The 23,626-nt window shown below is 71.8% G+C and carries 26 protein-coding genes; 11 read left to right on the forward strand and 15 right to left on the reverse strand.

Annotated elements, in window-relative coordinates; all coding sequences use genetic code 11:
• On the reverse strand, window positions 1–299 hold a 299-nt coding region (locus E2651_RS07120), incomplete at its 3' end, for a helix-turn-helix transcriptional regulator (protein WP_135330159.1).
• A 172-nt stretch (window positions 300–471) separates the two neighbouring features.
• Between E2651_RS07120 and E2651_RS07125 the strand changes: the two genes are divergently transcribed.
• Entirely contained in the window at window positions 472–879 is a 408-nt protein-coding gene (locus E2651_RS07125) for a peptidase inhibitor family I36 protein (RefSeq protein ID WP_245238626.1), read from the forward strand.
• A gap of 86 nt (window positions 880–965) precedes the next feature.
• On the opposite strand, the gene E2651_RS07130 is transcribed toward E2651_RS07125, so the two are convergent.
• Window positions 966–1,598, reverse strand: a complete 633-nt coding sequence (locus E2651_RS07130; protein ID WP_245238627.1) for a DUF3017 domain-containing protein — start codon at window positions 1,596–1,598, stop codon at window positions 966–968.
• A 19-nt stretch (window positions 1,599–1,617) separates the two neighbouring features.
• Window positions 1,618–2,481, reverse strand: coding sequence for a bifunctional methylenetetrahydrofolate dehydrogenase/methenyltetrahydrofolate cyclohydrolase (locus tag E2651_RS07135; protein ID WP_135330161.1), 864 nt, complete (start codon window positions 2,479–2,481; stop codon window positions 1,618–1,620).
• A 265-nt stretch (window positions 2,482–2,746) separates the two neighbouring features.
• Between E2651_RS07135 and E2651_RS07140 the strand changes: the two genes are divergently transcribed.
• Complete coding sequence (locus E2651_RS07140; protein WP_135330162.1) at window positions 2,747–3,373, forward strand: hypothetical protein; 627 nt, start codon at window positions 2,747–2,749, stop codon at window positions 3,371–3,373.
• Between the two features lie 71 nt (window positions 3,374–3,444).
• Here the strand turns inward: E2651_RS07140 and purH are convergent, their stop codons facing one another.
• Together purH and purN are read right to left on the reverse strand one after the other, a co-directional pair.
• The gene (gene purH, locus E2651_RS07145; RefSeq protein ID WP_135330163.1) at window positions 3,445–5,013 is read right to left on the reverse strand and encodes a bifunctional phosphoribosylaminoimidazolecarboxamide formyltransferase/IMP cyclohydrolase; all 1,569 of its coding nucleotides are present in this window, start codon (window positions 5,011–5,013) and stop codon (window positions 3,445–3,447) included.
• Complete coding sequence (gene purN, locus E2651_RS07150) at window positions 5,010–5,639, reverse strand: phosphoribosylglycinamide formyltransferase (protein ID WP_135330164.1); 630 nt, start codon at window positions 5,637–5,639, stop codon at window positions 5,010–5,012. The genes purH and purN overlap by 4 nt, the downstream gene beginning before the upstream one ends.
• 268 nt (window positions 5,640–5,907) lie before the next feature.
• Between purN and E2651_RS07155 the strand changes: the two genes are divergently transcribed.
• The 7 genes from E2651_RS07155 to E2651_RS07185 all read left to right on the forward strand — a co-directional run bounded on the left by E2651_RS07155 (window position 5,908) and on the right by E2651_RS07185 (window position 13,522).
• Window positions 5,908–6,768: a hypothetical protein gene (locus E2651_RS07155; protein WP_135330165.1), complete on the forward strand. Its 861-nt coding sequence runs from the start codon at window positions 5,908–5,910 to the stop codon at window positions 6,766–6,768.
• A gap of 118 nt (window positions 6,769–6,886) precedes the next feature.
• Window positions 6,887–8,095, forward strand: coding sequence for an ADP-ribosylglycohydrolase family protein (locus tag E2651_RS07160; protein WP_135330166.1), 1,209 nt, complete (start codon window positions 6,887–6,889; stop codon window positions 8,093–8,095).
• A complete protein-coding gene (locus E2651_RS07165) occupies window positions 8,055–9,218 on the forward strand; it encodes an ADP-ribosylglycohydrolase family protein (RefSeq protein WP_135330167.1) in 1,164 nt (387 codons plus the stop codon). The genes E2651_RS07160 and E2651_RS07165 overlap by 41 nt, the downstream gene beginning before the upstream one ends.
• Complete coding sequence (locus E2651_RS07170) at window positions 9,215–10,597, forward strand: ADP-ribosylglycohydrolase family protein (RefSeq protein ID WP_135330168.1); 1,383 nt, start codon at window positions 9,215–9,217, stop codon at window positions 10,595–10,597. The genes E2651_RS07165 and E2651_RS07170 overlap by 4 nt, the downstream gene beginning before the upstream one ends.
• Window positions 10,594–11,502, forward strand: coding sequence for a ribokinase (gene rbsK, locus E2651_RS07175; protein ID WP_135330169.1), 909 nt, complete (start codon window positions 10,594–10,596; stop codon window positions 11,500–11,502). Before E2651_RS07170 ends, rbsK begins: the two co-directional genes overlap by 4 nt.
• Window positions 11,499–12,692, forward strand: coding sequence for a CoA transferase (locus tag E2651_RS07180; RefSeq protein ID WP_135330170.1), 1,194 nt, complete (start codon window positions 11,499–11,501; stop codon window positions 12,690–12,692). Before rbsK ends, E2651_RS07180 begins: the two co-directional genes overlap by 4 nt.
• Window positions 12,689–13,522 carry a CoA ester lyase gene (locus E2651_RS07185; RefSeq protein WP_135330171.1) on the forward strand — a complete coding sequence of 278 codons (834 nt, stop codon included), beginning with the start codon at window positions 12,689–12,691 and terminating at the stop codon, window positions 13,520–13,522. Before E2651_RS07180 ends, E2651_RS07185 begins: the two co-directional genes overlap by 4 nt.
• Before the next feature lie 76 nt (window positions 13,523–13,598).
• Here the strand turns inward: E2651_RS07185 and lgt are convergent, their stop codons facing one another.
• The 9 genes from lgt to E2651_RS07230 all read right to left on the reverse strand — a co-directional run bounded on the left by lgt (window position 13,599) and on the right by E2651_RS07230 (window position 21,954).
• Entirely contained in the window at window positions 13,599–14,576 is a 978-nt protein-coding gene (gene lgt, locus E2651_RS07190) for a prolipoprotein diacylglyceryl transferase (RefSeq protein ID WP_135330172.1), read from the reverse strand.
• Window positions 14,577–14,654: 78 nt separating this feature from the next.
• Complete coding sequence (locus E2651_RS07195) at window positions 14,655–15,431, reverse strand: thioredoxin domain-containing protein (RefSeq protein WP_135330173.1); 777 nt, start codon at window positions 15,429–15,431, stop codon at window positions 14,655–14,657.
• A gap of 63 nt (window positions 15,432–15,494) precedes the next feature.
• Window positions 15,495–16,319, reverse strand: a complete 825-nt coding sequence (gene trpA / locus E2651_RS07200; protein ID WP_135330174.1) for a tryptophan synthase subunit alpha — start codon at window positions 16,317–16,319, stop codon at window positions 15,495–15,497.
• Window positions 16,316–17,605 (reverse strand): tryptophan synthase subunit beta, encoded by a 1,290-nt coding sequence (gene trpB, locus E2651_RS07205; RefSeq protein ID WP_135330175.1) that lies wholly within the window; start codon window positions 17,603–17,605, stop codon window positions 16,316–16,318. The genes trpA and trpB overlap by 4 nt, the downstream gene beginning before the upstream one ends.
• 308 nt (window positions 17,606–17,913) lie before the next feature.
• The gene (trpC, locus tag E2651_RS07210) at window positions 17,914–18,723 is read right to left on the reverse strand and encodes an indole-3-glycerol phosphate synthase TrpC (protein ID WP_135330176.1); all 810 of its coding nucleotides are present in this window, start codon (window positions 18,721–18,723) and stop codon (window positions 17,914–17,916) included.
• Window positions 18,724–18,910: 187 nt separating this feature from the next.
• Complete coding sequence (locus E2651_RS07215; RefSeq protein WP_135330177.1) at window positions 18,911–19,354, reverse strand: DUF2752 domain-containing protein; 444 nt, start codon at window positions 19,352–19,354, stop codon at window positions 18,911–18,913.
• Window positions 19,355–19,450: 96 nt separating this feature from the next.
• The gene (locus E2651_RS07220; RefSeq protein WP_135330178.1) at window positions 19,451–19,690 is read right to left on the reverse strand and encodes an HGxxPAAW family protein; all 240 of its coding nucleotides are present in this window, start codon (window positions 19,688–19,690) and stop codon (window positions 19,451–19,453) included.
• 91 nt (window positions 19,691–19,781) lie between these two features.
• Entirely contained in the window at window positions 19,782–20,444 is a 663-nt protein-coding gene (locus E2651_RS07225) for a TIGR02234 family membrane protein (protein ID WP_245238629.1), read from the reverse strand.
• Between the two features lie 7 nt (window positions 20,445–20,451).
• A complete protein-coding gene (locus E2651_RS07230; protein WP_135330180.1) occupies window positions 20,452–21,954 on the reverse strand; it encodes an anthranilate synthase component I in 1,503 nt (500 codons plus the stop codon).
• 78 nt (window positions 21,955–22,032) lie between these two features.
• On the opposite strand from E2651_RS07230, the gene E2651_RS07235 reads away from it, so the two are divergent.
• On the forward strand, window positions 22,033–22,515 hold the full coding sequence (locus E2651_RS07235) for a hypothetical protein (RefSeq protein ID WP_135330181.1): 483 nt from the start codon (window positions 22,033–22,035) through the stop codon (window positions 22,513–22,515).
• Window positions 22,516–22,527: 12 nt separating this feature from the next.
• Here the strand turns inward: E2651_RS07235 and hisI are convergent, their stop codons facing one another.
• Window positions 22,528–22,908 carry a phosphoribosyl-AMP cyclohydrolase gene (gene hisI, locus E2651_RS07240; protein ID WP_135330182.1) on the reverse strand — a complete coding sequence of 127 codons (381 nt, stop codon included), beginning with the start codon at window positions 22,906–22,908 and terminating at the stop codon, window positions 22,528–22,530.
• An 81-nt stretch (window positions 22,909–22,989) separates the two neighbouring features.
• Here hisI and E2651_RS07245 point away from each other — a divergent pair, with 81 nt between their 5' ends.
• A complete protein-coding gene (locus tag E2651_RS07245; protein WP_135330183.1) occupies window positions 22,990–23,625 on the forward strand; it encodes a TIGR03085 family metal-binding protein in 636 nt (211 codons plus the stop codon).
• Window position 23,626 lies beyond the last annotated feature (1 nt).

The raw sequence follows: 23,626 nt of genomic DNA on the forward strand, positions 1-23,626 counted from the left end.
TCCCCATCCCCATCCCCGTCCCCATCGATGTCTGATTCCCAGCCCTCCGCGGCCACTTCGCGCAGTGCGAGAAGCGGCGCCGGTTCGGTGTCGCAGGCCCGCGCGAGCGCCTCGACCGCCTCGGCGGGAGGCAGCGACCTGCCGTTGAGATACCTGTCCCAGGACGAGCGGCTGTACCCCGTCCGGGACGCCAACGCCGCCAGGCCAAGGCCGCTGTGGTCCTTGAGCCTGCGCAGCCTTACGACGAACTGCCGCACCCGCGGGTCAAGCGAGTCGGGCAGCTCCTTCCATCGAGACATGTTCCACCCCATGTCCTTCAGTTCCCTTGGAAGAGAGGATGCCCGAACACTCGGCGGCAGTTCCTGCACCCTGCCGAAACCGGCCGCTCCGCATCGTCGTTGTCCGAACCGTCCCGCCCGAGCCGTCCCACGCACCAGAGACGCGCAGGTCAGCGCCCGGGACGTCCCGCGCGTGCCTGACCGCGCCGACAGATCTGGCGGTCCGCACCCGGCGCCCGGCATCGTCATCAATGCACAACGGGCGGCGCGGTCCACCCCGCGCCGCCCTCCACACCACCATGACTTCGGGGGAAGACATGAGCTGGGCGCGTCGGCCTTTCCCAAGGGCTGGCTGTGCGTCTGGTCCGGGAAGAACTTCACCGGGCGGATGCAAAAGGTCAAGTACAACAACAAGGACCTGTCCCGGTACGCCGTGTTCGCGGGGGCCTGGTCCGGCTACAACCACGGCCGCAAGTGCGACGTGGCGCTCTACGCCGGCAAGAACTACACGCAGTACATCGGCACGCAGAAGCTCGGCACCAAGGGCAACGCCAACCACAAGCTGAAGATCCTCTCCAACAAGTGGGTCAACTGCCGCTGACCTGACCACGGCAGCCCCACATACCAGCGGCGCCCGTCCTCATCGGGGGAGAGGACGGGCGCCGCTTCACGCGCTCCGGGGTCACCTCAGGTGGTGATCGTGCGGTGCAGTGTGTCGCTGAGGAACGGGATCCGCAGCCACGGATCGGGCTGCGCCATCAGGGCGAGCAGCACGATGGCGACGCCGAGTACGCCGTACGTCACCATGTCCGTGAAGCGCGAGCGCACCGCGAGCATGCCGACGTCAGGCAGCGCCCAGCGCAGCACGGCGCCCGCGACCAGGGCGAGGCCGATCAGTATCGTGCCGACGCGGAACACGTCGAGGGCGGTGAGCAGCAGCCCGATCACCACCGTCGCGATGACGCAGAGCAGCGGCCACTGCCGTGCGGGCGCGGGCGCGTCACCGCTCGCGGCGCGGCCGCCGCCCTCGGGCCGCGCGGTGTCGCGGGTGAAGAGCGGGAAGCGCCGCGAGGTCCGCTTGGCCTGCCCGCCGGAGCCGGTCGCACCGACCTGCCCCTCGGCATGCCCCTCGGCCTTCTCCTCGGCCTTCTCCTCGGCCTTCTCCTCGGCCTTCTCCTCGGCCCGCGGCTCGGCCCGCGGCTCGGACATCTCCGGCTCCGTGGCCCCCGGTTCGGACGCCGCGGCCCCGTTCTCGTCGGCGGCATCCGACCCGGACGACGACGCCGCCGCTCCGTTCCCGCCCTTCGCGCCTACGCTCATGGGCTCGCCCTCTTCCCGGTCAGCTCGCGGCAGCGGCGGCGCGCTCGGCCGCCTCGACGACGTTGACGAGCAGCTGGGCGCGCGTCATCGGGCCGACACCGCCCGGGTTCGGCGAGATCCATCCGGCGACCTCGTAGACGTCCGGGTGCACATCGCCGACGATCTTGCCGGTCTCGTCGCGCGAGACGCCGACGTCCAGGATCGCGACGCCCGGCTTCACGTCCTCGGCCTTGATCAGGTGCGGAACACCCGCCGCGGCCACGATGATGTCGGCCTTCCTGAGGTGGTAGGCCAGGTCGCGCGTGCCGGTGTGGCACTGCGTCACTGTCGCGTTCTCGGAGCGGCGGGTGAGCAGCAGCGGCATCGAGCGGCCGATCGTCACGCCGCGGCCGACGACCACGACCTCCGCGCCGTTGATCTCCACGCCGTGCCGGCGGAGCAGCGTGATCACGCCGTTCGGCGTGCAGGGCAGCGGGGCCGGCTCGTTGAGCACGAGGCGGCCGAGGTTCATCGGGTGCAGGCCGTCGGCGTCCTTGGCCGGATCCATCAGCTCAAGGACGCGGTTCTCGTCGATGCCCTTGGGCAGCGGGAGCTGCACGATGTAGCCGGTGCAGGCGGGGTCCTCGTTGAGCTCGCGGACGACGGCCTCGATCTCGTCCTGCGTCGCGGTGGCGGGCAGTTCGCGCTGGATGGAGGCGATGCCCACCTGCGCGCAATCGCGGTGCTTGCCCGCGACGTACTTCTGGCTGCCCGGGTCGTCACCGACCAGGACGGTGCCGAGTCCGGGGGTGATGCCCTTCTCCTTGAGGGCCGCCACGCGGACGGCCAGTTGGGACTTGATCGCGGCTGCGGTGGCCTTGCCATCGAGAATCTGGGCGGTCATGACCCCATCTTCCCGGATGAGGCCCGCCCGATACCAATCAGGGCGCCCCCGCAACCCGGCTGTGTCCCGGCTGTGTCCCGAGACCTGACCAGCTCTGTTGCACTTGCACAACACATACGGAGTGCGGCTGGACAAATAAGCCCGGGCTAAAGAACGATATGCGGCACAGTGCCGCGGGCAGTGTCGGGGGGACGGACCGCATCTGTAGACCTTCCTCCGTGATGTGCCGCGTCGTCCCCGCACTACCCGACGGAGGAAGACCGCCATGAGTTACGGCGACCCGAACAACCCTTACGGGCAGCCGCCCCAGCAGCCCCCGGCCGCTCCCGGATACGGCTATCCCCAGCAGGGCCCGCCCGGCATCCCGCCGCAGCAGGCCTACGGCTACCCGCAGCAGCCGGCCTACCCCGGCTACCCGGGCGGGAACATGATGCCGCAGACGATGCCGGGGCTTCTGGTGACCGCTCGCGTCTTCCTGTTCCTGATCTCGGCGGTGCAGATCCTCGTCGCGATCATCTACCTGTACGCGGGCGCGGTCGCGAGCGACGCCGGTGACAGCGCCGAGGACCTGGGCCTCAGCGGCATGGGCGACGTCGGTGACGACGTGGCCGCCATCGCGATCGTCGCCGCGCTCGTCGCGGCCGCGCTCGCGACGCTCTCCATCACGCTCGGCGTGAAGTTCGGCCGCGGCGGCCAGGGCGTCCGGATCACCACGGTCGTCTACGGCGCGCTCGGCGGCATCGTCGGTCTGATCGGCCTCTTCGTCGGCCTGGACACCGGATTCGCGACCGCGATCATCGGCCCGCTGATCTGGGTCACCTTCGCCGCCATCATCACGATCGCCCCGGTCGTGCCCAGCGGCACCGCCTGGTTCGCCCGCCCCCGCTACTGAGGCGAGCGGTCAACCAACGGGCCGTGCCCCCCTCTTGAGGGGGGCACGGCCCGTTGTGGTGTCTGGCGAGGTCAGTGGAAGAAGTGCCGCGTACCCGTGAAGTACATCGTCACTCCGGCCTTCCGCGCCGCCTCGATGACCAGCTCGTCGCGGACCGAACCGCCGGGCTGGACCACGGCCTTGACGCCCGCCTCGGTGAGGATCTCCAGGCCGTCGGGGAACGGGAAGAACGCGTCGGACGCGGCGTACGAACCGTGCGCGCGCTCGGCACCCGCCCGCTCGACGGCGAGCTTCGCGGAGTCGACGCGGTTGACCTGGCCCATGCCGACGCCGACCGAGGCGCCGTCCTTGGCGAGCAGGATCGCGTTGGACTTCACCGCGCGGGACGCCTTCCAGGCGAACTCCAGCTCGGCCAGCTCGCCCGGGTTCAGGGCGTCGCCGGTGGCCAGCGTCCAGTTGGCCGGGCTGTCGCCGTCGGCCTGCAGCCGGTCGGTGACCTGGAGCAGCGCGCCGCCGTCGATCTGCTTGACCTCGACCGCGTTGGACGGCGCCCGGTGGGCACGCAGGACGCGGATGTTCTTCTTCTTGGTGAGGGCTTCGAGCGCGCCGTCCTCGTACTCGGGCGCGACGATGACCTCGGTGAAGATCTCGGCGACCTGCTCGGCCATCTCCTTGGTGACCGGGCGGTTCACGGCGATCACACCGCCGAACGCGGAGAGCGGGTCACAGGCGTGCGCCTTGCGGTGCGCCTCGGCGACGTTCCCGCCGATCGCGATGCCGCACGGGTTGGCGTGCTTGATGATCGCGACACAGGGGTCGGCGTGGTCGTACGCGGCACGGCGCGCGGCGTCCGTGTCCGTGTAGTTGTTGTACGACATCTCCTTGCCGTGCAGCTGCTCGGCCTCGGCGAGGCCGCCATTGCCGTCGACGTAGAGGGCCGCGTTCTGGTGCGGGTTCTCGCCGTAGCGCAGGACGTTCTTGCGGCCGTAGGCGCTGCCGAGGAACTCGGGGAAGGCCGAGCCGTCGGCGGCGTAGTCGTCCGCGAACCAGGAGGCGACCGCGAGGTCGTACTCGGCGGTGTGCCGGAACGCTTCGGCGGCGAGGCGCTTGCGTGCGGTCAGGTCGAACCCGCCGTCACGGACCGCGGCGAGCACATCGGCGTACCGGGAAGGGCTCGTGATGACCGACACCGAGGGGTGGTTCTTGGCGGCGGCGCGGACCATCGAGGGGCCACCGATGTCGATCTGCTCGACGCACTCGTCGGGCGTCGCGCCCGAGGCGACGGTCGCCTTGAAGGGGTAGAGGTTCACGACGACCAGCTGGAACGGCTCGATGCCGAGGTCGGCGAGCTGGCGTTGGTGGTCCTCGAGGCGCAGGTCGGCGAGGATCCCGGCGTGCACGCGCGGGTGCAGCGTCTTGACCCGGCCGTCCAGGCACTCGGGGAAGCCGGTGAGCTCCTCGACCTTGGTGACGGGCACCCCGGCGGCGGCGATCTTCGCGGCGGTCGAACCGGTCGAGACGAGCTCGACGCCGGCCGCGTGCAGCCCGCGCGCGAGCTCCTCGAGCCCGGTCTTGTCATAGACGCTGATGAGCGCGCGCTTGATCGGGCGCTGCGAACCGTGCGTACCTTCGGCGGTCACGGGATAAGTACCTTTCGTCCCTCAATGCGGTAGCCGTTGCGGGCCAGACGCCCCACGACATCGACGAGCAGCCTTCGCTCGACTTCCTTGATGCGCTCGTGCAGAGCGCTCTCGTCGTCCTCGTCCCCGACCGGGACCACGCCCTGGGCGATGATCGGGCCGGTGTCGACGCCGTCGTCGACGAAGTGGACGGTGCATCCCGTGACCTTCGCGCCGTACGCGAGCGCGTCGCGCACACCGTGGGCTCCGGGGAAGCTGGGCAGCAGGGCGGGGTGCGTGTTCACGAACCGGCCGCCGAACCGTGCGAGGAATTCCTTCCCCACGATCTTCATGAACCCGGCCGACACGACCAGGTCGGGCTCGTAGGCGGCGGTGGCCTCGGCGAGCGCCGCGTCCCACGCGTCACGGGTCGCGTGGTCCTTGACCCGGCACACGAAGGTGGGAATCCCGGCCTGTTCGGCCCGCTCGAGCCCCGCGATGCCCTCGCGGTCGGCACCGACGGCGACGATCTCGGCTCCGTAGCCGGCCGTCCCGTCCGTCGCGATCTTGTCGAGCAGAGCCTGCAGATTCGTGCCTGATCCGGAGACCAGCACGACGAGGCGCTTGGCCACAGGGCTCTTGGCCACAGCGGGGCCCTTTCTCGGGAGGTGCGTCTGTGTACGGCGGCTTTGTACGGCATCTTTGTACGGTCATACAAAGGCTTCGTGCCCCGCGATACGGGGAACTCTACGAAGCGGCCGACCGTCAGCAACGATACCGGCACACGGAGGCGCCCCTCACGGGACGGGGGCGCGGCCGGGAGGTAGCGTCTGTGCCAGGGCGCCATGGCGCTGCAGAAGCTCGTAACCAGCTCTCGTAACCAGCTCGCTCAACCAAGGGGAAGACGCACACCTGATGCCGGACCGTAGCCTCCGCCTCCCGCTGTCCTTCGCGTTCGGGTTGACGCACGGAGGGGGGCGCGGCTCGACGCTGCTGCGCGACGGCCGCCCGTCGTCCCCGCCGCAGGACTCCCAGGACTCCGGCTCGTCGGGCTCGTCGGGCTCGCCGGAGCCGTCGGACTCCCCCGGCGAGAAGGACGACAATCCCTTCGCGCCGCCGCCCGAGGGCACCCCGGACCAGCCGTGGCGGCCGCGTCCCGGCAACGGCGGCGACTCTCCGGAGGGGCACTCCCCGTGGGGCAGCCAGTGGAGCGACCGGCAGCCCGGCCGCTCCCAGGGCGGCTTCGGCGAGCGGCCCGGGCAGCAGGGGCAAGGCCCCGACGGTCCTTCCGGCTCCGGTTCAGGCTCCGGCTCCGGCTCCGGCTCCGGCATGCGCTGGGACCCGACGGACCCGGCCCAGCGCCGCGCGCGCTACGCCCTGCTCTCCGGCATGTGGGCCTTCTTCTTCGCCCTCTTCGGCTGGCGGTACGTGGCGCTGCTGCTGGGTGCGCTGGCGCTGAACTGGGGCATCAGCGCACTGCGGGCGAAGCCGAAGGCTCCGGACCCGACGGCTCCGGCTCCCTCTCCCACTCCCACTCCCGCCAAGCAGGGCTCCGCGGCCGACGCCTCGAGCAGGAAGCCGCAGACGACCGCGGCGATCAGCGGCCTGGTGACGGCTTCGCTGGCGCTGGCGATGGTGGCGGCGACGTTTGCCGCGCAGCTGGTGTACCGGGACTACTACACGTGCGTGAACGACGCGCTGACGACTACATCGAAGCAGGCCTGCGAGGACCTCCTGCCGGAGGAGCTGCGGCCGTTGCTGGGCGAGCGGGAGTAGCTTCCCTCGGCGGCCACCCTTTCCCACTCCCCCTCGATCACCCTGCGGTGCCCACTTCACCCCCGCCCCCGCTGTGGGCAGGCGTTCCGCACGGCGGAACGGGTGGGCACAGCCCCTGATGCCGGGGGTCGATGGACGGGGCGTCCAGGAAAGCGGGGCAAGTCGTACAGAGGGCCTGCTCCTTGGCCTCGCCGCAGGCGACGCCGCCGGTTGGCCCGCGGCCAGGCACCGCGCAGCCCGCATGCCCGAGTGGACCCGCCGCCTCACCCGCGAACTCGACACCTTCGCCGAGCAGAACGCAACGACCACCCTCCCCGTCCCCATCGCACTCAACCAGCCCCCGGAACCCCTCCGCCTCGGCCCCTCGGACGACGCCGAATGGGCGGCCTTCGCCGCCGAATCACTGCTCCGCGCGGCGGACGGGACGCTCGACCCCCAGCTGCCCCCGGACCGCCGGGTCCGCGCGGCCCTGGACCTTGCCTGGGGCGCCCTCGCCGGCGAAATCGCCGCGGCAGCGGCCCGCGCCCCCGAAGTCGAATCCGCCGTACTCCCCCTCCGCGCCCGCATCTCCGTACGCGCGGGCCTAGGCAACCTCGCCGCAGGCCTGCGCCCACCCGCCACCGGCCACGACAACCCGCACTTCTTCGACGACGCCGCCTGCGTACGCGCCTGTGTCCTCGCCCTGGTCCACCCCGGCGACCCCGAACAGGCCGCCGAACTGGCCGAGTTCGACGCCCGCTACACCCAGGACGGCGACGGCGTGCACGGCGCCCGCGCCATGGCCGCGGCGATCGCGGCAGCACTCGGCGGCGCCGACGTCGACGCGTCCGTGGACGCCGCCCTCGCCCTGCTCCCCGAACACACCGAGATCGGCCGCAACGCCTGGCACGCCGTCAAACTCGCCCGCACCCAGGCAGAGGAGGACGGCGCGTTCGGCCTCGTCCCCCTCCTGGAGCACCAGATCGTCGACCACGTCTACAGCTACGGCATCGCCGCCGCCGAGACCGTCCCGGTCGCCCTCGCCCTGACCACCGCCGCCCGCGGCCGCATCCGCGACGCGGTGCCCGCCGCCGCGTGCCTGTCGCGCGTCGCGGACTCCGCGCCCGCCCTCGCCGGCGCGCTGACCGGCGCGCTCGGCACGGCGACCGCCATCCCCGAAGCCTGGCGCGACGCCTGCCGCACCCTCTCCGGCTGCGCGCTCCCCCGCCTGGCCGGCACCGACCTGGTGGAACTCGCCGGGCACCTGGCAGCCACGGAACTGACCACTCCAGGAGGACAATCCCGACATGACGCAAGCAATGGAACCGACAGCGGCATCTCTCCCTGAACGCGTCACCGCCTGCCTCGTCGGCGCCGCGGTCGGCGACGCCCTCGGCGGCCCCGTCGAGGGCTACTCCCCCGAGCAGATCCTCGAACGGCACGGCGGCCGCGTACACGGCATCGTCGGCCCCTGGAACGCCGAGCACTGGCGCACCGCGCGCCCCATCGCGCCGTACCACAAGGGCGACGGACACGTCACCGACGACACCTTGATGACCCACGCGCTGATCCGCGTGTACGCCGCCGTCCGCGACCACTTGGACGCCTACGCGGTCGCCGACCACCTGGTCCCCGACCTCATGACGAACCCCCGCTGGATCCCGGAACTGGAGGCCGACGCCCTCCCCCTCCAGCGGATCTTCCTCGCCGAGAAGTGGCTCGTCGCCCGCATCCACTACGGCCACATCGACCCGCGCGAGGCGGGCACCGGCAACATCGTGAACTGCGGCGCCGCGATGTACATGGCGCCGGTCGGCCTCGTCAACGCGGCGAACCCCGCGGGCGCGTACGCGGAGGCGCTCGACGTCGCGGGCACGCACCAGTCGTCGTACGGACGGGAGGCCGCCGGAGTCTTGGCGGCGGCGGTCGCTGCGGCGTGCGTGCCGGGCGCCACACCCACCTCCGTGATCGACACCGCCCTCTCCCTCGCGAAGGACGGAACACGGTCCGCGATCGAGGCGGTGGCCGAAGTGGCCGCCCGGCACCGGGAGTTCGAGTCGGCGCTCGTCCCCCTCCGCGCCGCGATCACCCCCTTCGACACGGTCGGCCCCGACTACCGCGCCCCGTCCCTCGGCGCCCGCCGTCCCTCACGCCTCCACTCCATCGAGGAACTCCCCATCGCCCTCGCCATGCTCCTGATCGGCGACGGCGACTACCGCCACACCGTCCTCGGCTCGGTCAACTACGGCCGGGACTGCGACTCCATCGCCACGATGAGCGGCGCGATCGCGGGCGCGCTGGGTTCGGGCGCCCCGCCCGAGTGGGCCAAGACGGTGGCGGAGGCCAGCCGCCTGGACCTGCACGCCCCCGCGACCACCCTCACGGAGATCACCCAGGAGATCTTCACCCGGGACGTACACCGCCGCCGCACCCACGAGTCGGCGTACGCATCCCTGACGGCCAACCCATGATCCGCCTCACCTGGGTCCAGCCGGAGGACCTGCTGGGCCACGAACTCCGCCAGGCGCAGGAGGAGGGCCGCGACACATCAGCGGTACGAGCCCGCTGGCTGGCAGCAGGCGGCTCCCTGACCCCACCCCGATCCGGCGCATCGCCGACACCGGCTTCCCCACACCTGCGAGCACTGGCAGAACACCTACTGGCCGAACTGACCGAACGGCCGCCCCCGTTGTGGGCAGGCGTTCCGCAGGGCGGAACGGGTGGGCACAACGCCACCCACCGGCCCAAGGCCCTACGCCACCGCCTACACGCCGCCTGGCTGGGCAGAGCCGCAGGCTGCCTCCTCGGCAAACCAGTGGAGAAGCTCCCCCTCACCGGCATCCGAAGCCTCGCCAAAGCAACAGGCAACTGGCCCCTGAACACCTGGTTCACGGCAGAAGGCGTCCCCCGGGACCTCAAGCAGGCCTACCCCTGGAACAAGCGCTCCGCCACGACATCCCTGGCGGAAAACATCAAGGGAATGCCCGAGGACGACGACCTCAACTACCCCCTCCTCAACCTCCGCCTCCTCCAACGCCACGGCAAAACCTTCACCACCACGGACGTGGCAAGGCTCTGGCTGGACGAGCTCCCCGCCGCCCGCACCTTCACCGCGGAACGCATCGCCTACCGCAACCTCCTCAACGGCATCGAGCCCCCGCACACCGCCACCCACCACAACCCCTTCCGGGAGTGGATCGGCGCCCTGATCCGCGCCGACGTGCACGGCTGGACCAACCCCGGCGCCCCCGCGAAAGCCGCCGAACAGGCCCACCGCGACGCGGCCCTCACCCACACCGCCAACGGCGTGTACGGCGCGATGTTCGCGGCGGCCACCATCGCCGAGGCCGCGGCGGGGACCGGCGACGTCCACCACTGCCTGCGCACCGGCCTCACCGTCGTACCCCCGGAATCCCGCCTCGCCCGAGCCGTCCGCCATAGCATCCAACTGGCCAGGGAACAGAGCCAGTTCGACCACATCGTGGACGAGCTGCACACCACCTACGGCCACTACCACTGGGTGCACGTCGTCCCCAACGCCGCCCTCCTCTCCGCCGCCCTCACCCACGCCGAAGGCGACTTCACCGGCTCCATCACCCGCGCCGTCTCCGGCGGCTGGGACACCGACTCGAACGGCGCCACCGCGGGCTCGATCGCGGGCCTGCTCGCAGGCCACCCGGACGCGCTCCCGGACCGCTGGACGTCCCCGCTCGAGAACCGCGTCGCCAGCTCGGTCGCCGGTTTCGACGGCATCGGCTTCGACACCCTCGCGGACCTCACCACCGAACTCGCCCAAGAGACCAACGAGACCAACGAGACCAACGCGATCCAGGAGACAGACCTCCCATGACCCACATCGCCGTGCTCGGCAGCACGAACATGGACCTCATCGCGTACGTCGCCAAGGCGCCGCAGCGCGGAGAGACCGTCACCGGGCGGGAGTTCCGCACGCTCCCCGGCGGCAAGGGCGCCAACCAGGCCGTCGCCGCGGCCCGCGCGGGCGCCGACAACGTCTCGATGATCGGCGCGGTCGGCGCCGACGCCTTCGGCACCCAGCTCCGCAGCACGCTCGAGCACTCCGGCGTCGACACCGACCTGCTGCGCACCGTCGACACCGCGGCCACCGGCACAGCCCACATCGTGGTCGACGACGAGGGCGGCAACGCGATCATCGTCATCCCCGGCGCCAACGGCACCCTCACCGCCCTCGCCCCCGGCGACGAGGGCCTGATCGCCTCGGCCGACACCCTGCTGCTCCAGCTGGAGATCCCCGTCGAAGGGGTGCTCGCCGCGGCGCAGGCCGCCCGCAGGCACGGCGTACGCACCATCCTGACCCCGGCTCCGGCACAGCCGCTGCCGCCCGAACTCCTCGCCGCCACCGACCTGTTGGTGCCCAACGAGCACGAGGCGGCCGCCCTCACCGGCATCACCGAACCGCGCGCGGCGGCCAAGGCGCTGCTCGCCCAGGTCCCCGAGGTCGTCGTCACTCTGGGCGCGCGCGGCAGTCTGTACGCGGCCCGCGGCGCCGAGCCGGTCCTCGTGGAGGCCCCGCAGGTCACCGCCGTGGACACGACGGGCGCGGGCGACACCTTCGTCGGCACCCTCGCGGTGGCACTCGCCGAGGGCCGCTCGGTGCCGAAGGCGCTCGCGTGGGCGTCGACGGCGGCCGCGCTCTCCGTCCAGCGCCCCGGGGCGGCGGCGTCCATGCCGTACCGCTCGGAGATCGACACCGCGGCGAACGGCGCGGCGTCATGACAGCACAGGCACCCCTCACGGGTCTGCGCGTCCTCGATCTCGCGACCCTCTTCGCAGGACCGCTCGCCGCGACGATGCTCGGCGACTTCGGCGCGGAGGTCGTCAAGGTCGAGCACCCCACGCGCCCCGACCCGTCCCGCGGCCACGGCCCGTCGAAGGACGGCGTCGGCCTGTGGTGGAAGCTGCTCGGCCGCAACAAGCGCACGATGACCCTTGACCTGTCGACGCCCGGCGGCCGCGCCACGCTCCTGCGGCTCGCCGCGACCGCCGACGTGATCATCGAGAACTTCCGCCCCGGCACCCTGGAGAAGTGGGACCTGGGCTGGGAGGAGCTGAGCGCGGCCAATCCCCGCCTGGTCCTGACCCGCGTCACGGCCTTCGGCCAGTTCGGCCCGTACGCCCGCCGGCCCGGCTTCGGCACGCTCGCCGAGGCGATGAGCGGTTTCGCCGCGATCACCGGCGAACCGGACGGGCCGCCGACCCTTCCCCCCTTCGGTCTCGCCGATTCGGTCGCGGGTCTGGCGACGGCGTACGCGGTGATGACGGCGCTCGCGGCGCGCGACCGCACGGGCCGTGGCCAGGTCGTCGACATGGCGATCATCGAGCCGATCCTCACGGTCCTCGGCCCGCAGCCGCTCTGGTACGACCAGTTGGGCCATGTTCAGCCGCGCACCGGCAACCGCTCGACGAACAACGCGCCCCGCAACACCTACCGCACGGCGGACGGGAGTTGGGTCGCCGTCTCCACCTCCGCGCAGTCGATCGCGGAGCGCGTGCTGCGCCTGGTGGGCCGCCCCGACCTGATCGACGAGCCCTGGTTCGCGAGCGGCGCGGAACGGGCCCGCCACGCGGACGTGCTCGACGATGCGGTCGGCGGCTGGATCGGCCGCCGCACCCGCGCGGAGGTGATCGAGGCGTTCGAGAAGGCGGAGGCGGCGGTGGCTCCCATCCAGGACGTACGCGACGTCATGACGGACCCGCAGTACCAGGCCCTGAACACGCTCACCACCGTCCCCGACCCGGAGCTTGGCCCCCTGCGCATGCAGAACGTCCTCTTCCGTCTCTCCGAGACGCCGGGCGGCATCGGCTGGGCGGGCCGCCCGCACGGCGCGGACACGGACGCGGTCCTCACGGAACTCGGCCTGTCCGAAGGGGAGATCACCGAGCTGCGCAAGGCGGGAGCGCTGTGAGAGACACCCCGCTGACCTGGCTGTACGCCCCCGGCGACCGTCCCTCGGTCGTGGCGAAGGCACTGCTCGCGGGCGCCGATGCCGTCATCGTCGACCTGGAGGACGCGGTCGGCCCCGACCGCAAGGAGTACGCGAGATCGGCGACGGCCGAGCTTCTCGCCGAGCCCCCGCCGGTCCCCGTGCACGTCCGCGTGAACGCCCTGGACGGCCCGCTCGCCGGGGCCGATCTCCGGGCGATCGCGCACCTTCCCGGAGTCTCCGGGCTTCGCCTGCCGAAGGTGACGTCCGCCGCCGACGTCGTCCGCGTCGCCGAGCGGGCGGCCCCCGCGGACGGCGGCGCCCCGGCGCTGCACGCCCTGCTCGAGTCGGCCGTCGGTCTCGAGCACGCGTACGCCATCGCCACCGCGCACCCGGCCCTGCACGGCCTGTCCATCGGCGAGGCGGATCTCCGCGCGGATCTGGGAGTACGGGACGACGCGGGCCTCGACTGGGCGCGGGCCCGCGTGGTGGTGGCCGCGCGGGCGGCGGGCCTCGCCCCGCCCGCGCAGTCGGTGTACCCGGACATCCGCGACCTGCCGGGCCTGGCCGCCTCCTGTGCCCACGGCCGCGGCCTCGGCTTCCTGGGCCGCGCGGCGATCCACCCCCGCCAGCTCCCGGTGATCGAGCGGGCCTACCTCCCCACCCCGGAGGAGGTGGACCGGGCCGAGCAGATCCTCAAGGCGGCGGCAACGGAGTCGGGGGCGCTGGCCCTGCCGGACGGCACATTCGTGGACGCGGCGGTGGTGGAGGGCGCTCGGCGGACCCTCTCCCTTACGCACCGCCAACTCTGACCGGCCTGCCCGATCAACGCGAAGGGGCCGCCGGATCAAGCGATCCGGCGGCCCCATCTACGTACGAAAAGGGCGGCTAGCCCTTCTTGGCGGACCCGGACCCGGACTCCGCCTCGGCTTCGGCCTCGTCCTTCTTCTCCAGCGACAGCGCCCCCTCGTCCTCGGACGGCTCTCCCTCGCCGGAGGCGGACGGCTCCGCCCCGTCCTTGGACGGTTCCCCCTCGTCCGGGTCGTCGGAAGCCCCCGGTTCCACCACTTCCTCCCGGCCAGGGCGCAGCTTCGCCGACAGGATGAAGTAGACGACCGCGAGGATGAAGACCACGATGGCGGTCCAGACGTTCAGGCGGAGGCCGAGGACATGGTGGGCGTCGTCGACGCGCATGTACTCGATCCAGCCGCGCCCCGCGCAGTACGACGCCACGTACAGGGCGAACGCCCGGCCGTGTCCGAGCTTGAAGCGGCGGTCGGCCCAGATGACCAGGAAGCCGACGCCGATGCACCAGAGGGACTCGTAGAGGAACGTCGGGTGGTAGGTGCCGGGTACCCGGCCGTCCTCCGCCGACGTAATCTTCAGCGCCCACGGCAGATCCGTGGCCTTGCCGTACAGCTCCTGGTTGAACCAGTTGCCCCAGCGGCCGATGGCCTGGGCGAAGGCGATGCCGGGGGCGAGCGCGTCGGCCCAGGCGGGCAGCGGGATCCCGCGCCGGCGACAGCCGATCCAGGCACCGACCGCGCCGAACGCGATCGCGCCCCAGATACCGAGGCCGCCCTCCCAGATCTTGAAGGCGTCCACCCAGTCACGGCCCTCGCTGAAGTACAGCTGGTAGTCCGTGATCACGTGGTAGAGACGCCCGCCGACGAGGCCGAACGGCACGGCCCAGACGGAGATGTCGGCCACGGTGCCTGGGCGGCCCCCGCGAGCGATCCACCGCTTGTTGCCGAGCCAGACGGCGACGAAGACGCCGATGATGATGCAGAACGCGTAGCCGCGCAGCGGAATGGGTCCGAGTTCGACCACACCGCGCGACGGGCTGGGAATGAAGGCAAGGTCCATGGCAGGTCCGACGCTACCGTGCCGGGTGGTGCCCAAGGCAACCAGCCCGGCTACGGCTCCATAACTACGCCTCGTCGCCTACGCCCCGTTCGCCTTCTCCACCATCGCCTTCAGCTTCGCCGGGGTCAGCGGATTCTTCTGGTCCGCGAAAATGTTCTTCCCGTCGAGCAGCACGCTGGGCGTGCCCTGCAGGCCCGCGTCCTGGAACGCCTTGTTCGACTTCGTGACCCAGCTGTCGTGCGCGCCGTCCTCGACGCACTTCTTGAAGGAGGCGGTGTCGAGCCCGTCGACCTGGCCCGCGAGCTCGAGCAGCCTGCTGTTCTTGGCGAAGGCGTCGTCCGTCTCGGCGGGCTGGTTCTTGAACAGCACGTCGTGGTACGGCGTGAACTTCCCGGCGTCCTGGGCGCACGCCGCCGCGTTGGCCGCGCGCAGCGAGCCGCTGCCGCCCATGTTCCCGTCGATGAGCGTGGCCAGGTGATACTCGACCTTGAGCCGGCCCTTGTCGGTGAGCTCATGGATCGTCGTGCGGTACGCGTCCTCGAACGACTTGCACGCGGGGCAGCGGAAGTCCTCCCAGACGGTGAGGTTCGACTTGGCGCTGTCCTTGCCCACGGGGATCGCGAGCTGATCCTTGCCGTTCGCCCCCTGCGGGATCGCGACAAGACCCGAGGTGTCCTTGTCGTCGCCCGAGTTGGCGGCGAGCAGACCCGCCACGGCGGCCAGCGCGAGGACGCCGACGACGGCGGCCCCCACGATCAACACCCTGCGCTGCTTGTCCCGCGACTTCTGCCGCTCTCGCTCTTCCGCCAGCCGGTCGCGGGCCGCGCGCTTTCCCTCACGGTTCTTCTCGCTCACACCCCGCCAACGAACCGGGGAGGCACGAGCATGCCTCCCCGGTCCCAGGTCCACCCGTACGAGTTACGCGTCTCCGCGCACGCCCTTGGCGAGATCAACCGCGAGCGCGCGGACCGCGGCGAGCCCCGCGGCTGCGTCCCCGGCGGCCTGGGCGTCCAGGAGACGCTGGACGAACGCGGAGCCGACGATCACGCCGTCGGCGAACCCGGCGACCTCGGAGGCCTGGCGGGCGTTGGAGACGCCGAGGCCGACACAGACCGGCAGGTCGGTGGTGGCCTTGGTGCGCCGCACCAGCTCCTGCGCCTGCTCACCGACGGACTCCCGGGTGCCGGTGACGCCCATCAGGGACGCCGCGTACACAAAGCCGGAACCGGCCGCCGTGATGGTGGCGAGGCGCTCGTCCTTGCTGCTCGGCGCGACGACGAAGACCGTCGCCAGGCCGTGCTTCTCGGCGTGCTCCCTCCACAGCGCGGACTCCTGGACGGGCAGGTCGGGCAGGATGCAGCCCGCGCCGCCCGCCTCCGCGAGCTCGGCGGTGAAGCGCTCGATGCCGTAGCGGTCGATCGGATTCCAGTACGTCATGACCAGCACCGGCTTGCCGGTCGCCTCGTGAGCCTCGCGGACCGTGCGCATGACGTCGGCGATCTTCAGGCCCGCCTTGAGCGCGATGTCGTCGGCGGTCTGGATGACGGGGCCGTCGAGGACGGGGTCGCTGTGCGGGAGACCGACCTCCACGACGTCCGCGCCGCCGTCGAAGACGGCCTTGATCGCCGCGATGCCGCCGTCCACGGTCGGGAACCCGGCCGGCAGGTAGGCGATGAGGGCGGACCGGCCCTCGGACTTCGCTGCCGCGAGGGTGTCGTTCAACAGCTCGATGTTGCCGCTCACTTGGCGTCCCCCTCGATCTCCGCGGCACCGGTGGCGGACGCGTCCGCCTCGACGGTGGCGTCCGTGTCGTACAGGCTGAAGTACCGCGCTGCCGTGTCCATGTCCTTGTCGCCGCGGCCGGACAGGTTGACGATCATCAGCCCGTCCTTGCCGAGCTCCTTGCCGATCTCGATCGCCCCGGCCAGCGCGTGGGCGCTCTCGATGGCCGGGATGATGCCCTCGGTCTGCGACAGGAGGCGCAGCGCCTGCATGGCCGCGGCGTCGGTGACCGCGCGGTACTCGCCGCGGCCGCTGTCCTTGAGGAAGGCGTGCTCGGGGCCGATGCCGGGGTAGTCGAGTCCGGCGGAGATCGAGTAGGGCTCGGTGATCTGGCCCTCCTCGTCCTGGAGGACGTACGACCGTGAGCCGTGCAGGATGCCCGGCTCGCCCGCGGTCAGCGTGGCCGCGTGCTCGCCGGTCTCGATACCGTGCCCGGCGGGCTCGCAGCCGATGAGGCGTACGTCGGCGTCCGGGATGAAGGCGTGGAAGAGGCCGATGGCGTTGGACCCGCCGCCCACACAGGCGACGGCGGCGTCGGGCAGGCGTCCGGCGCGCTCCAGGATCTGCCGCCGGGCCTCCACCCCGATGACCCGGTGGAAGTCGCGGACCATGGCGGGGAAGGGGTGCGGGCCCGCGACGGTGCCGAAGAGGTAGTGGGTGCGGTCGACGTTGGCGACCCAGTCGCGGAACGCCTCGTTGATGGCGTCCTTGAGGGTGCGGCTGCCGGACTTCACGGCCACGACCTCGGCGCCGAGCATGCGCATGCGGGCCACGTTCAGGGCCTGGCGCTGGGTGTCGATCTCGCCCATGTAGATGGTGCAGTCGAGGCCGAAGAGCGCGCAGGCGGTGGCGGTGGCGACGCCGTGCTGGCCCGCGCCGGTCTCCGCGATGACGCGGGTCTTGCCCATGCGCTTGGTGAGCAGGGCCTGGCCGAGCACGTTGTTGATCTTGTGCGAGCCGGTGTGGTTCAGGTCCTCGCGCTTGAGGAAGATGCGGGCGCCTCCCGCTTCCGCGGCGAAACGGGGGACTTCGGTGAGGCTGCTGGGACGGCCCGTGTAGTTGACGAGGAGGTCGTCGAGCTCGGCGGCGAAGGCGGGGTCGTTCTTGGCCTTTTCGTACTCGACGGCTACCTCGTCGACCGCGGCGACGAGGGCCTCGGGGATGAATTTCCCTCCGAACGCGCCGAAGTAGCCCTCGGCGGTGGGGACTTGACCCTCCGGGTCCGGGATGAAGAAGTTGCTGGGCATGCGGAAACCTCGCTATGGCTGGCGGTGTCGATTGGCATGAGTACGCCCTGACGCCGTAGCTGGTCACGGTTCTGTCGCGACTGCGGCCCCTCTTGGGCTGATCGCGCAGTTCCCCGCGCCCCTTTCAGGGGCGCTTCAGCTCGCGGCGGCGTTCAAGGCGCCGCCCTGCCATCGCATCCCAGGAATCTGGCCCGGCTCCGAGCCGATGTGGTAGCGCACTCGCCTGCCCCGCACGCGTCGCGCAGGCGCCCGGCAGCCGCGGGGGCGGCAGCCGGGTGCGAGGCGGGCGGCGATGGACATCGGTGGGGTCAGCTCCGTCCGTGCCGCAGGGCCGGGTGCGCGCCCGCGGCGACCAGGTCGGAGACGGCGGACTTCGGGTCGCGGCCGGTCACCAGGGACTCGCCGACAAGCACCGCGTCGGCGCCCGCGTTGGCGAAGGCGATCAGGTCGTGCGGCCCGCGCACACCGGACTCGGCGATCTTGACGACGCTGTCCGGCAGCTCGGGGGCGACGCGCTCGAAGGTGGAGCGGTCGACCTTGAGGGTCTTGAGGTCGCGGTTGTTGACGCCGATGACCCGCGCCCCCGCGTCCACGGCCCGCTCGGCCTCGTCCTCGTCGTGCACCTCGACGATCGGCGTGAGGCCGATCGACTCGGCGCGCTCGATGAGCGACTCCAGGGCCGCCTGGTCGAGGGCGGCGACGATCAGCAGGGCGAGGTCGGCGCCGTACGCCCGTGCCTCCCACAGCTGGTACGAGGTGACGATGAAGTCCTTGCGGAGCACCGGGATGTCGACCCTGGCCCGGACGGCCTCCAGGTCGGCGAGCGAGCCGCCGAAGCGGCGCTGCTCGGTCAGTACGGAGATGACGGCCGCGCCGCCCGCCTCGTAGTCGGCGGCGAGCCCCGCCGGATCGGCGATCGCGGCGAGCGCGCCCTTGGACGGGCTCGAGCGCTTGACCTCACAGATGACCTTGACCCCGTCGCCGCGCAGTGCGGCGGCGCCGTCCTTGGCCGCCGGAGCCTTCGCCGCGCGCTCCTTGAGCTCGTCGAGGCTGACGCGCGCCTGCCGTTCCGCTAGGTCGGCACGGACTCCGTCGATGATCTCGTCGAGCACACTCACGCGAGCGGTCCCCTTCCCTGACGGTGAAGCTGCTGTTTGAACCTCAAGCTGTCCGGCTGCCTGATCAGGCATTCCGTTGGTCACTGCGATGGTATCCGCAGGAGAGCGAAGGCCCCGCATCCGGTTGACACCAGTCCCACGTCCTGGACACCCCGCAACCCCCCGGGCCTGCGCGTTCACCGTTCAATCAAGGGTGCAGCCATGCCCCGAACGGCAGATTGCGTACGAGGGTGAACACCGCGATCAGCGCCCCGACGCCGTACAGCTGTGCGGTTCCCAGCGAGATCCGCAGCGGCCGCCCGCGCACCGCCCGCGCCGCCCACAGGGTCCACACCACGGCGAACACGGCGTACCCGGCGACGGCGAGCGCGTTGGCGCCCAGCGCGGTGCCGATGTCGCCGTGGATGAAGGCGTGGGCGCTGCGCAGTCCGCCGCAGCCGGGGCAGAAGATGCCGGTGAGCCGGAGCAGCGGACAGGCCGGGTAGTGGCCCGGCTCGTTCGGGTCGACCGTCCCCACGTACGCGAAGGCGGCGACGACCGAGCCGAGCACACCGACGGGCACGGCCAGGCGCCGCAGCGCGAGGCCGGCGGCCGGTGCCGTGCTCCCGGGTTCAGCGTTCACCCGACGCATTCTGCCCTCCGGGGGAGGCGGCCGCCCGCGCGCAGACGCGAATGAGGCGGCCCGGGCTGCTGCCGGACCGCCTCATTCACGTACGTACGAGAGGAGTCAGCTCTCGGAGTGCGCGAGCCGCGCCGTCGCCTGCGCCTGTCGCTTGGGGGCCTGACCGAGGCCCGCGGCGCGCATGGCGAGACCGACGAGGCCGCCGGCGCCGATGATGACCAGGCCGGCCCAGAATCCGAGCGGGTTCGCCATCACCATGAAGGCACCCGATACGCAGAAACCGATGCAGGCGATGATGACACCGGTCCAGGCGGCCGGGGTGTGTCCGTGGCTGCTGCCCGCCATGACTTGCTCCTCGTTGCTGTATGCGTGGTGGTGAGTCGGACGCTCACCGCTCCATTGTCCCGTACTCGCGGGAAAGCCGTGAGCGGGGGGGTCATGCCTCGCGCGTCGGGTCCTCGCCGCGGTCGAGTGCCTTCCACAGGTCCTCGGGCCGGTCGGGGTCCACGGTGGGCGCCGCCTTGCGGGGGCGGGGGGCGCCGTCGCGCTCGTAACGCCCGGACATCGCGGGCCAGGACTTGCCGTACGTCAGGGCGAGCAGCCCGGCGACCAGGATCAGCGCGCCCGCGGCGGCCGCGGCGTACGGCCAGCCGGTGTGGCTGAGATCACCGATCCGCGCGGCCGCGTCGCCGGAGGCCTCGGCGGCCTTCTCGTCGAGCGCGCCGCTGTCGTTCGCGGCGAGCAGGGCGGCGGCGACCGTGCCCGCGCCGCTCAGCGCGAGCAGCAGCGAGACGAGCATCCGGCCCGCCTTGCGGACGGCGAAGACGGCGACGAGGGCGGCGAGGCCCACGATCGCCAGGGCCGCGGGCACGCCCGTGACATCGCTGCCCGTGGCGGTCAGCGGCAGGTCGCCGCCCGCCACCGACGCGGTGCCGTGGGCCCAGGCCTGGCGGGACGCGAGCAGCGCGAGGGCCGCGCCGACGGCGCCGAACAGCAGGGCCGCGGCGATGCTGCGGCGGCCGCCGCGCCTGGCCGGGGTCTCGGGTTCGGCGTCGGCCTCGGCGGCGTCGGATCGTGGCGTTGGTACGGCAGAAGTCACCCCTCCACTATCCCTCACGTCCATCCGTGCGCCGCAGCCGGTTCGCCGTGTGGACGGCCCGCAGGACAGCGGCCGCCTTGTTGCGGCACTCGGTGTCCTCGGCGACCGGGTCGGAGTCGGCGACGACTCCCGCGCCCGCCTGCACATATGCCGTGCCGTCGCGCAGCAGCGCGGTGCGGATGGCGATGGCGGTGTCGGAGTCGCCGGCGAAGTCGAGGTAGCCGACACAGCCGCCGTACAGGCCCCGCCGGGACGGTTCGAGCTCGTCGATGATCTGCATCGCGCGCGGCTTGGGCGCCCCGGAGAGGGTGCCCGCCGGGAAGCAGGCGGTGAGGACGTCGAAGGCGGTGCGTCCTTCGGCGACCTGTCCTGTGACCGTCGACACGATGTGCATGACGTGCGAGTACCGCTCGATCGACATGAAGTCGACGACCTCGACCGAACCGGGCTCGCAGACCCGGCCCAGGTCGTTGCGCCCCAGGTCGACCAGCATCAGATGTTCGGCCCGCTCCTTGGGGTCGGCGAGGAGTTCGTCGGCGAGCGCCTGGTCCTCCTGCGGCGTCGCGCCGCGCGGCCTGGTCCCGGCGATGGGGTGCACCATGGCGCGGCCGTCCTCGACCTTGACGAGCGCTTCGGGGCTCGAGCCGACCACGTCGAAGCCGTCGAAGCGCAAGAGGTACATGTACGGCGACGGATTGGTCGCCCGCAGCACGCGGTAGACGTCCAACGCGCTTGCTTCACAAGGGGTTTCGAAGCGCTGCGAGGGGACGACCTGGAAGGCCTCGCCCGCGCGGATGCGCTCCTTGATGTCCTCGACGACGGCCTGGTACTGCTTTCCGCCCCACAGCGACGTGACCTCGGGGAGCTCGGACGGCGGCAGCGCGGCCGGAGGCTGGGCGACGGGCCGCGACAGATCGGCCTCCATCGCGTCGAGCCGGGCGACCGCGTCGGCGTACGCCTCGTCGACGCCCGTCTCCAGGTCGTTGTGGTTGATCGCGTTGGCGATCAGCAGCACGGATCCGTCCCAGTGGTCGAGGACGGCGAGGTCGCTGGTGAGCAGCATGGTCAGTTCCGGCAACTGGAGGTCGTCCCGCTCTCCGGGGCCGATCTTCTCCAGGCGGCGCACGATGTCGTACCCGAGATAGCCGACCATCCCGCCGGTGAAGGGCGGCATCCCCGACCCCAGGTCGTGCGGGGTGTGCAGGGTCTGGACGGTGGCGCGCAGGGCCTCGAGCGGGTCGCCGGACGTGGGGACGCCGATGGGCGGGGTGCCGAGCCAGTGGGCCTCGCCGTCGCGGGTGGTGAGGGTGGCGGCGCTGCGGACGCCGACGAAGGAGTAGCGAGACCACGAGCGGCCGTTCTCCGCGGACTCCAGGAGGAAGGTGCCGGGCCGCTCGGCGGCGAGCTTGCGATAGAGCGCGACCGGAGTGTCGCCGTCCGCAAGAAGCCTGCGGCTGACGGGGATCACTCGGCGGTCGCTCGCGAACTTGCGGAAGGTCTCGAGATCCATGGGAGGAGCTTACGGCCGTGCGGGTGGGGCCCGGTGTCGATGGCACCCGCGGGAAACGTGAGCCACTAGAAGGGGACGATGAAGACGACCGGACGCCGCGCACTCTCCCCTCTCCCCCTCGCCCTCCTGCTGGCCACGACCGCGTTCGCGGCCGCCGCGCCGGGACCGGTGGTGTGGCCCGCCCCCAAGGACGTACCGGAGCGGGTCCGGGCGGCAGGCCTGGAGATGCTCGACGCCGAGGCGATGGACATGCACATCCACACGACCCTGAAGGTGTACTCCGACGGCCGCCCCGTCACGGTCCCCGCGGACCTCGGCATCGACCGGTCGGGCCCGAAGCCGCGCTACAGCCCGCTGCACACGCACGACACGAGCGGCACGCTGCACGTCGAGTCGGAGCGGTGGCAGGACTTCACGCTGGGCCAGCTGCTGACCGAATGGGACGTACGCGATCGTGTACGGGACAACTGCCGCGCCGATCTCGCGGGGCGCCGGCTGCCCGGCGACCCGTCCGGCATCGTGCTCCGGGACGGCGAGACGATCACACTGCGGTGCCGGTGAGCGGCGCCTCGGTCACTCCTCGGTGCCGGTGAAGGTGACCGTGAGGGTGTCGGTGTCGAAGCAGGTGCGGGTGCCCGTGTGACAGGCGGCGCCGATCTGGTCGACCTGGACCAGGACGGTGTCCGCGTCGCAGTCCAGGGCCACGGACTTCACGTACTGGAAGTGGCCCGACGTGTCGCCCTTCACCCAGTACGACTGCCTGCTGCGCGACCAGTAGGTGCAGCGCCCGGTCGTGAGCGTGCGGTGCAGCGCCTCGTCGTCCATCCAGCCCAGCATCAGCACCTCGCCGGTGTCGTACTGCTGGGCGATGGCGGGGACGAGGCCGTCCGCGCCGCGCTTGAGGCGGGCGGCGATCTCGGGGGCGAGGCTGCTGGGCGGGGGTGTGGCGGTCATACGGCCATTGTGCCGCGCCGGAGTGGCCCGGTCGGCCCGCGTCCACTGCGCGGACGGCCTACTCGGTCGTAGGCTGGGGGTATGTCGACCCATGCGAAGCGTGAACGACTTCTCCTCGCCGATCTGTTGGAGGCGGCGGGTCCGGACGCGCCCACCCTCTGCGAGGGCTGGAACGCCCGTGATCTCGCGGCCCATGTGGTGGTGCGCGAGCGCCGCGCGGACGCCGCGGGCGGGGTCCTGATCAAGCAGCTCGCGGCGCGGCTCGAGCGGGTGCAGGCCGAGTTCGCCGCGAAGCCGTACGAGGAACTGATCCAGCTGATCAGGACGGGACCGCCGCGCTTCTCGCCCTTCAACCTCAAGCAGATCGACGAGGCGTCGAACACCGTCGAGTTCTACGTCCACACCGAGGACGTGCGCCGCGCACAGCCCGACTGGACGCCGCGCGATCTTGACCCCGTCTTCTCCGACGCGCTCTGGTCACGGCTGGAGCGGATGGCCCGCCTGGTGGGCCGCGGCGCCCCCGTGGGCGTGGTCCTGCGCCGCCCCGACGGCCAGACGGCGGTGGCACGCAAGGGCACACCGGTGGTGACGGTGACCGGCGATCCTGGGGAGCTCGTGCTGTTCGCGTACGGCCGCCAGGACGCGGCGAAGGTCGAACTGGACGGCGAGAAGGACGCGGTGGCGAAGCTGCATGAGGCCAAGCAGCTGGGGATCTGAG

The organism is Streptomyces sp. MZ04 (assembly GCF_004684775.1).
Classification (GTDB): domain Bacteria; phylum Actinomycetota; class Actinomycetes; order Streptomycetales; family Streptomycetaceae; genus Streptomyces.

Bases quoted from the DNA above. Each gene is read 5' to 3' on its own strand.
- E2651_RS07245 (WP_135330183.1), top strand. From the start codon at position 22,990: ATGTCGACCCATGCGAAGCGTGAACGACTTCTCCTCGCCGATCTGTTG.
- E2651_RS07180 (WP_135330170.1), top strand. From the start codon at position 11,499: ATGACAGCACAGGCACCCCTCACGGGTCTGCGCGTCCTCGATCTCGCG.
- E2651_RS07140 (WP_135330162.1), top strand. From the start codon at position 2,747: ATGAGTTACGGCGACCCGAACAACCCTTACGGGCAGCCGCCCCAGCAG.
- E2651_RS07230 (WP_135330180.1), bottom strand. From the start codon at position 21,954: ATGGATCTCGAGACCTTCCGCAAGTTCGCGAGCGACCGCCGAGTGATC.
- rbsK (WP_135330169.1), top strand. From the start codon at position 10,594: ATGACCCACATCGCCGTGCTCGGCAGCACGAACATGGACCTCATCGCG.
- E2651_RS07130 (WP_245238627.1), bottom strand. From the start codon at position 1,598: ATGAGCGTAGGCGCGAAGGGCGGGAACGGAGCGGCGGCGTCGTCGTCC.
- E2651_RS07170 (WP_135330168.1), top strand. From the start codon at position 9,215: ATGATCCGCCTCACCTGGGTCCAGCCGGAGGACCTGCTGGGCCACGAA.
- lgt (WP_135330172.1), bottom strand. From the start codon at position 14,576: ATGGACCTTGCCTTCATTCCCAGCCCGTCGCGCGGTGTGGTCGAACTC.
- E2651_RS07160 (WP_135330166.1), top strand. From the start codon at position 6,887: ATGCCGGGGGTCGATGGACGGGGCGTCCAGGAAAGCGGGGCAAGTCGT.
- hisI (WP_135330182.1), bottom strand. From the start codon at position 22,908: ATGACCGCCACACCCCCGCCCAGCAGCCTCGCCCCCGAGATCGCCGCC.
- E2651_RS07220 (WP_135330178.1), bottom strand. From the start codon at position 19,690: ATGGCGGGCAGCAGCCACGGACACACCCCGGCCGCCTGGACCGGTGTC.
- E2651_RS07165 (WP_135330167.1), top strand. From the start codon at position 8,055: ATGACGCAAGCAATGGAACCGACAGCGGCATCTCTCCCTGAACGCGTC.
- E2651_RS07155 (WP_135330165.1), top strand. From the start codon at position 5,908: ATGCCGGACCGTAGCCTCCGCCTCCCGCTGTCCTTCGCGTTCGGGTTG.
- E2651_RS07215 (WP_135330177.1), bottom strand. From the start codon at position 19,354: ATGCGTCGGGTGAACGCTGAACCCGGGAGCACGGCACCGGCCGCCGGC.
- E2651_RS07135 (WP_135330161.1), bottom strand. From the start codon at position 2,481: ATGACCGCCCAGATTCTCGATGGCAAGGCCACCGCAGCCGCGATCAAG.
- E2651_RS07235 (WP_135330181.1), top strand. From the start codon at position 22,033: ATGAAGACGACCGGACGCCGCGCACTCTCCCCTCTCCCCCTCGCCCTC.
- trpB (WP_135330175.1), bottom strand. From the start codon at position 17,605: ATGCCCAGCAACTTCTTCATCCCGGACCCGGAGGGTCAAGTCCCCACC.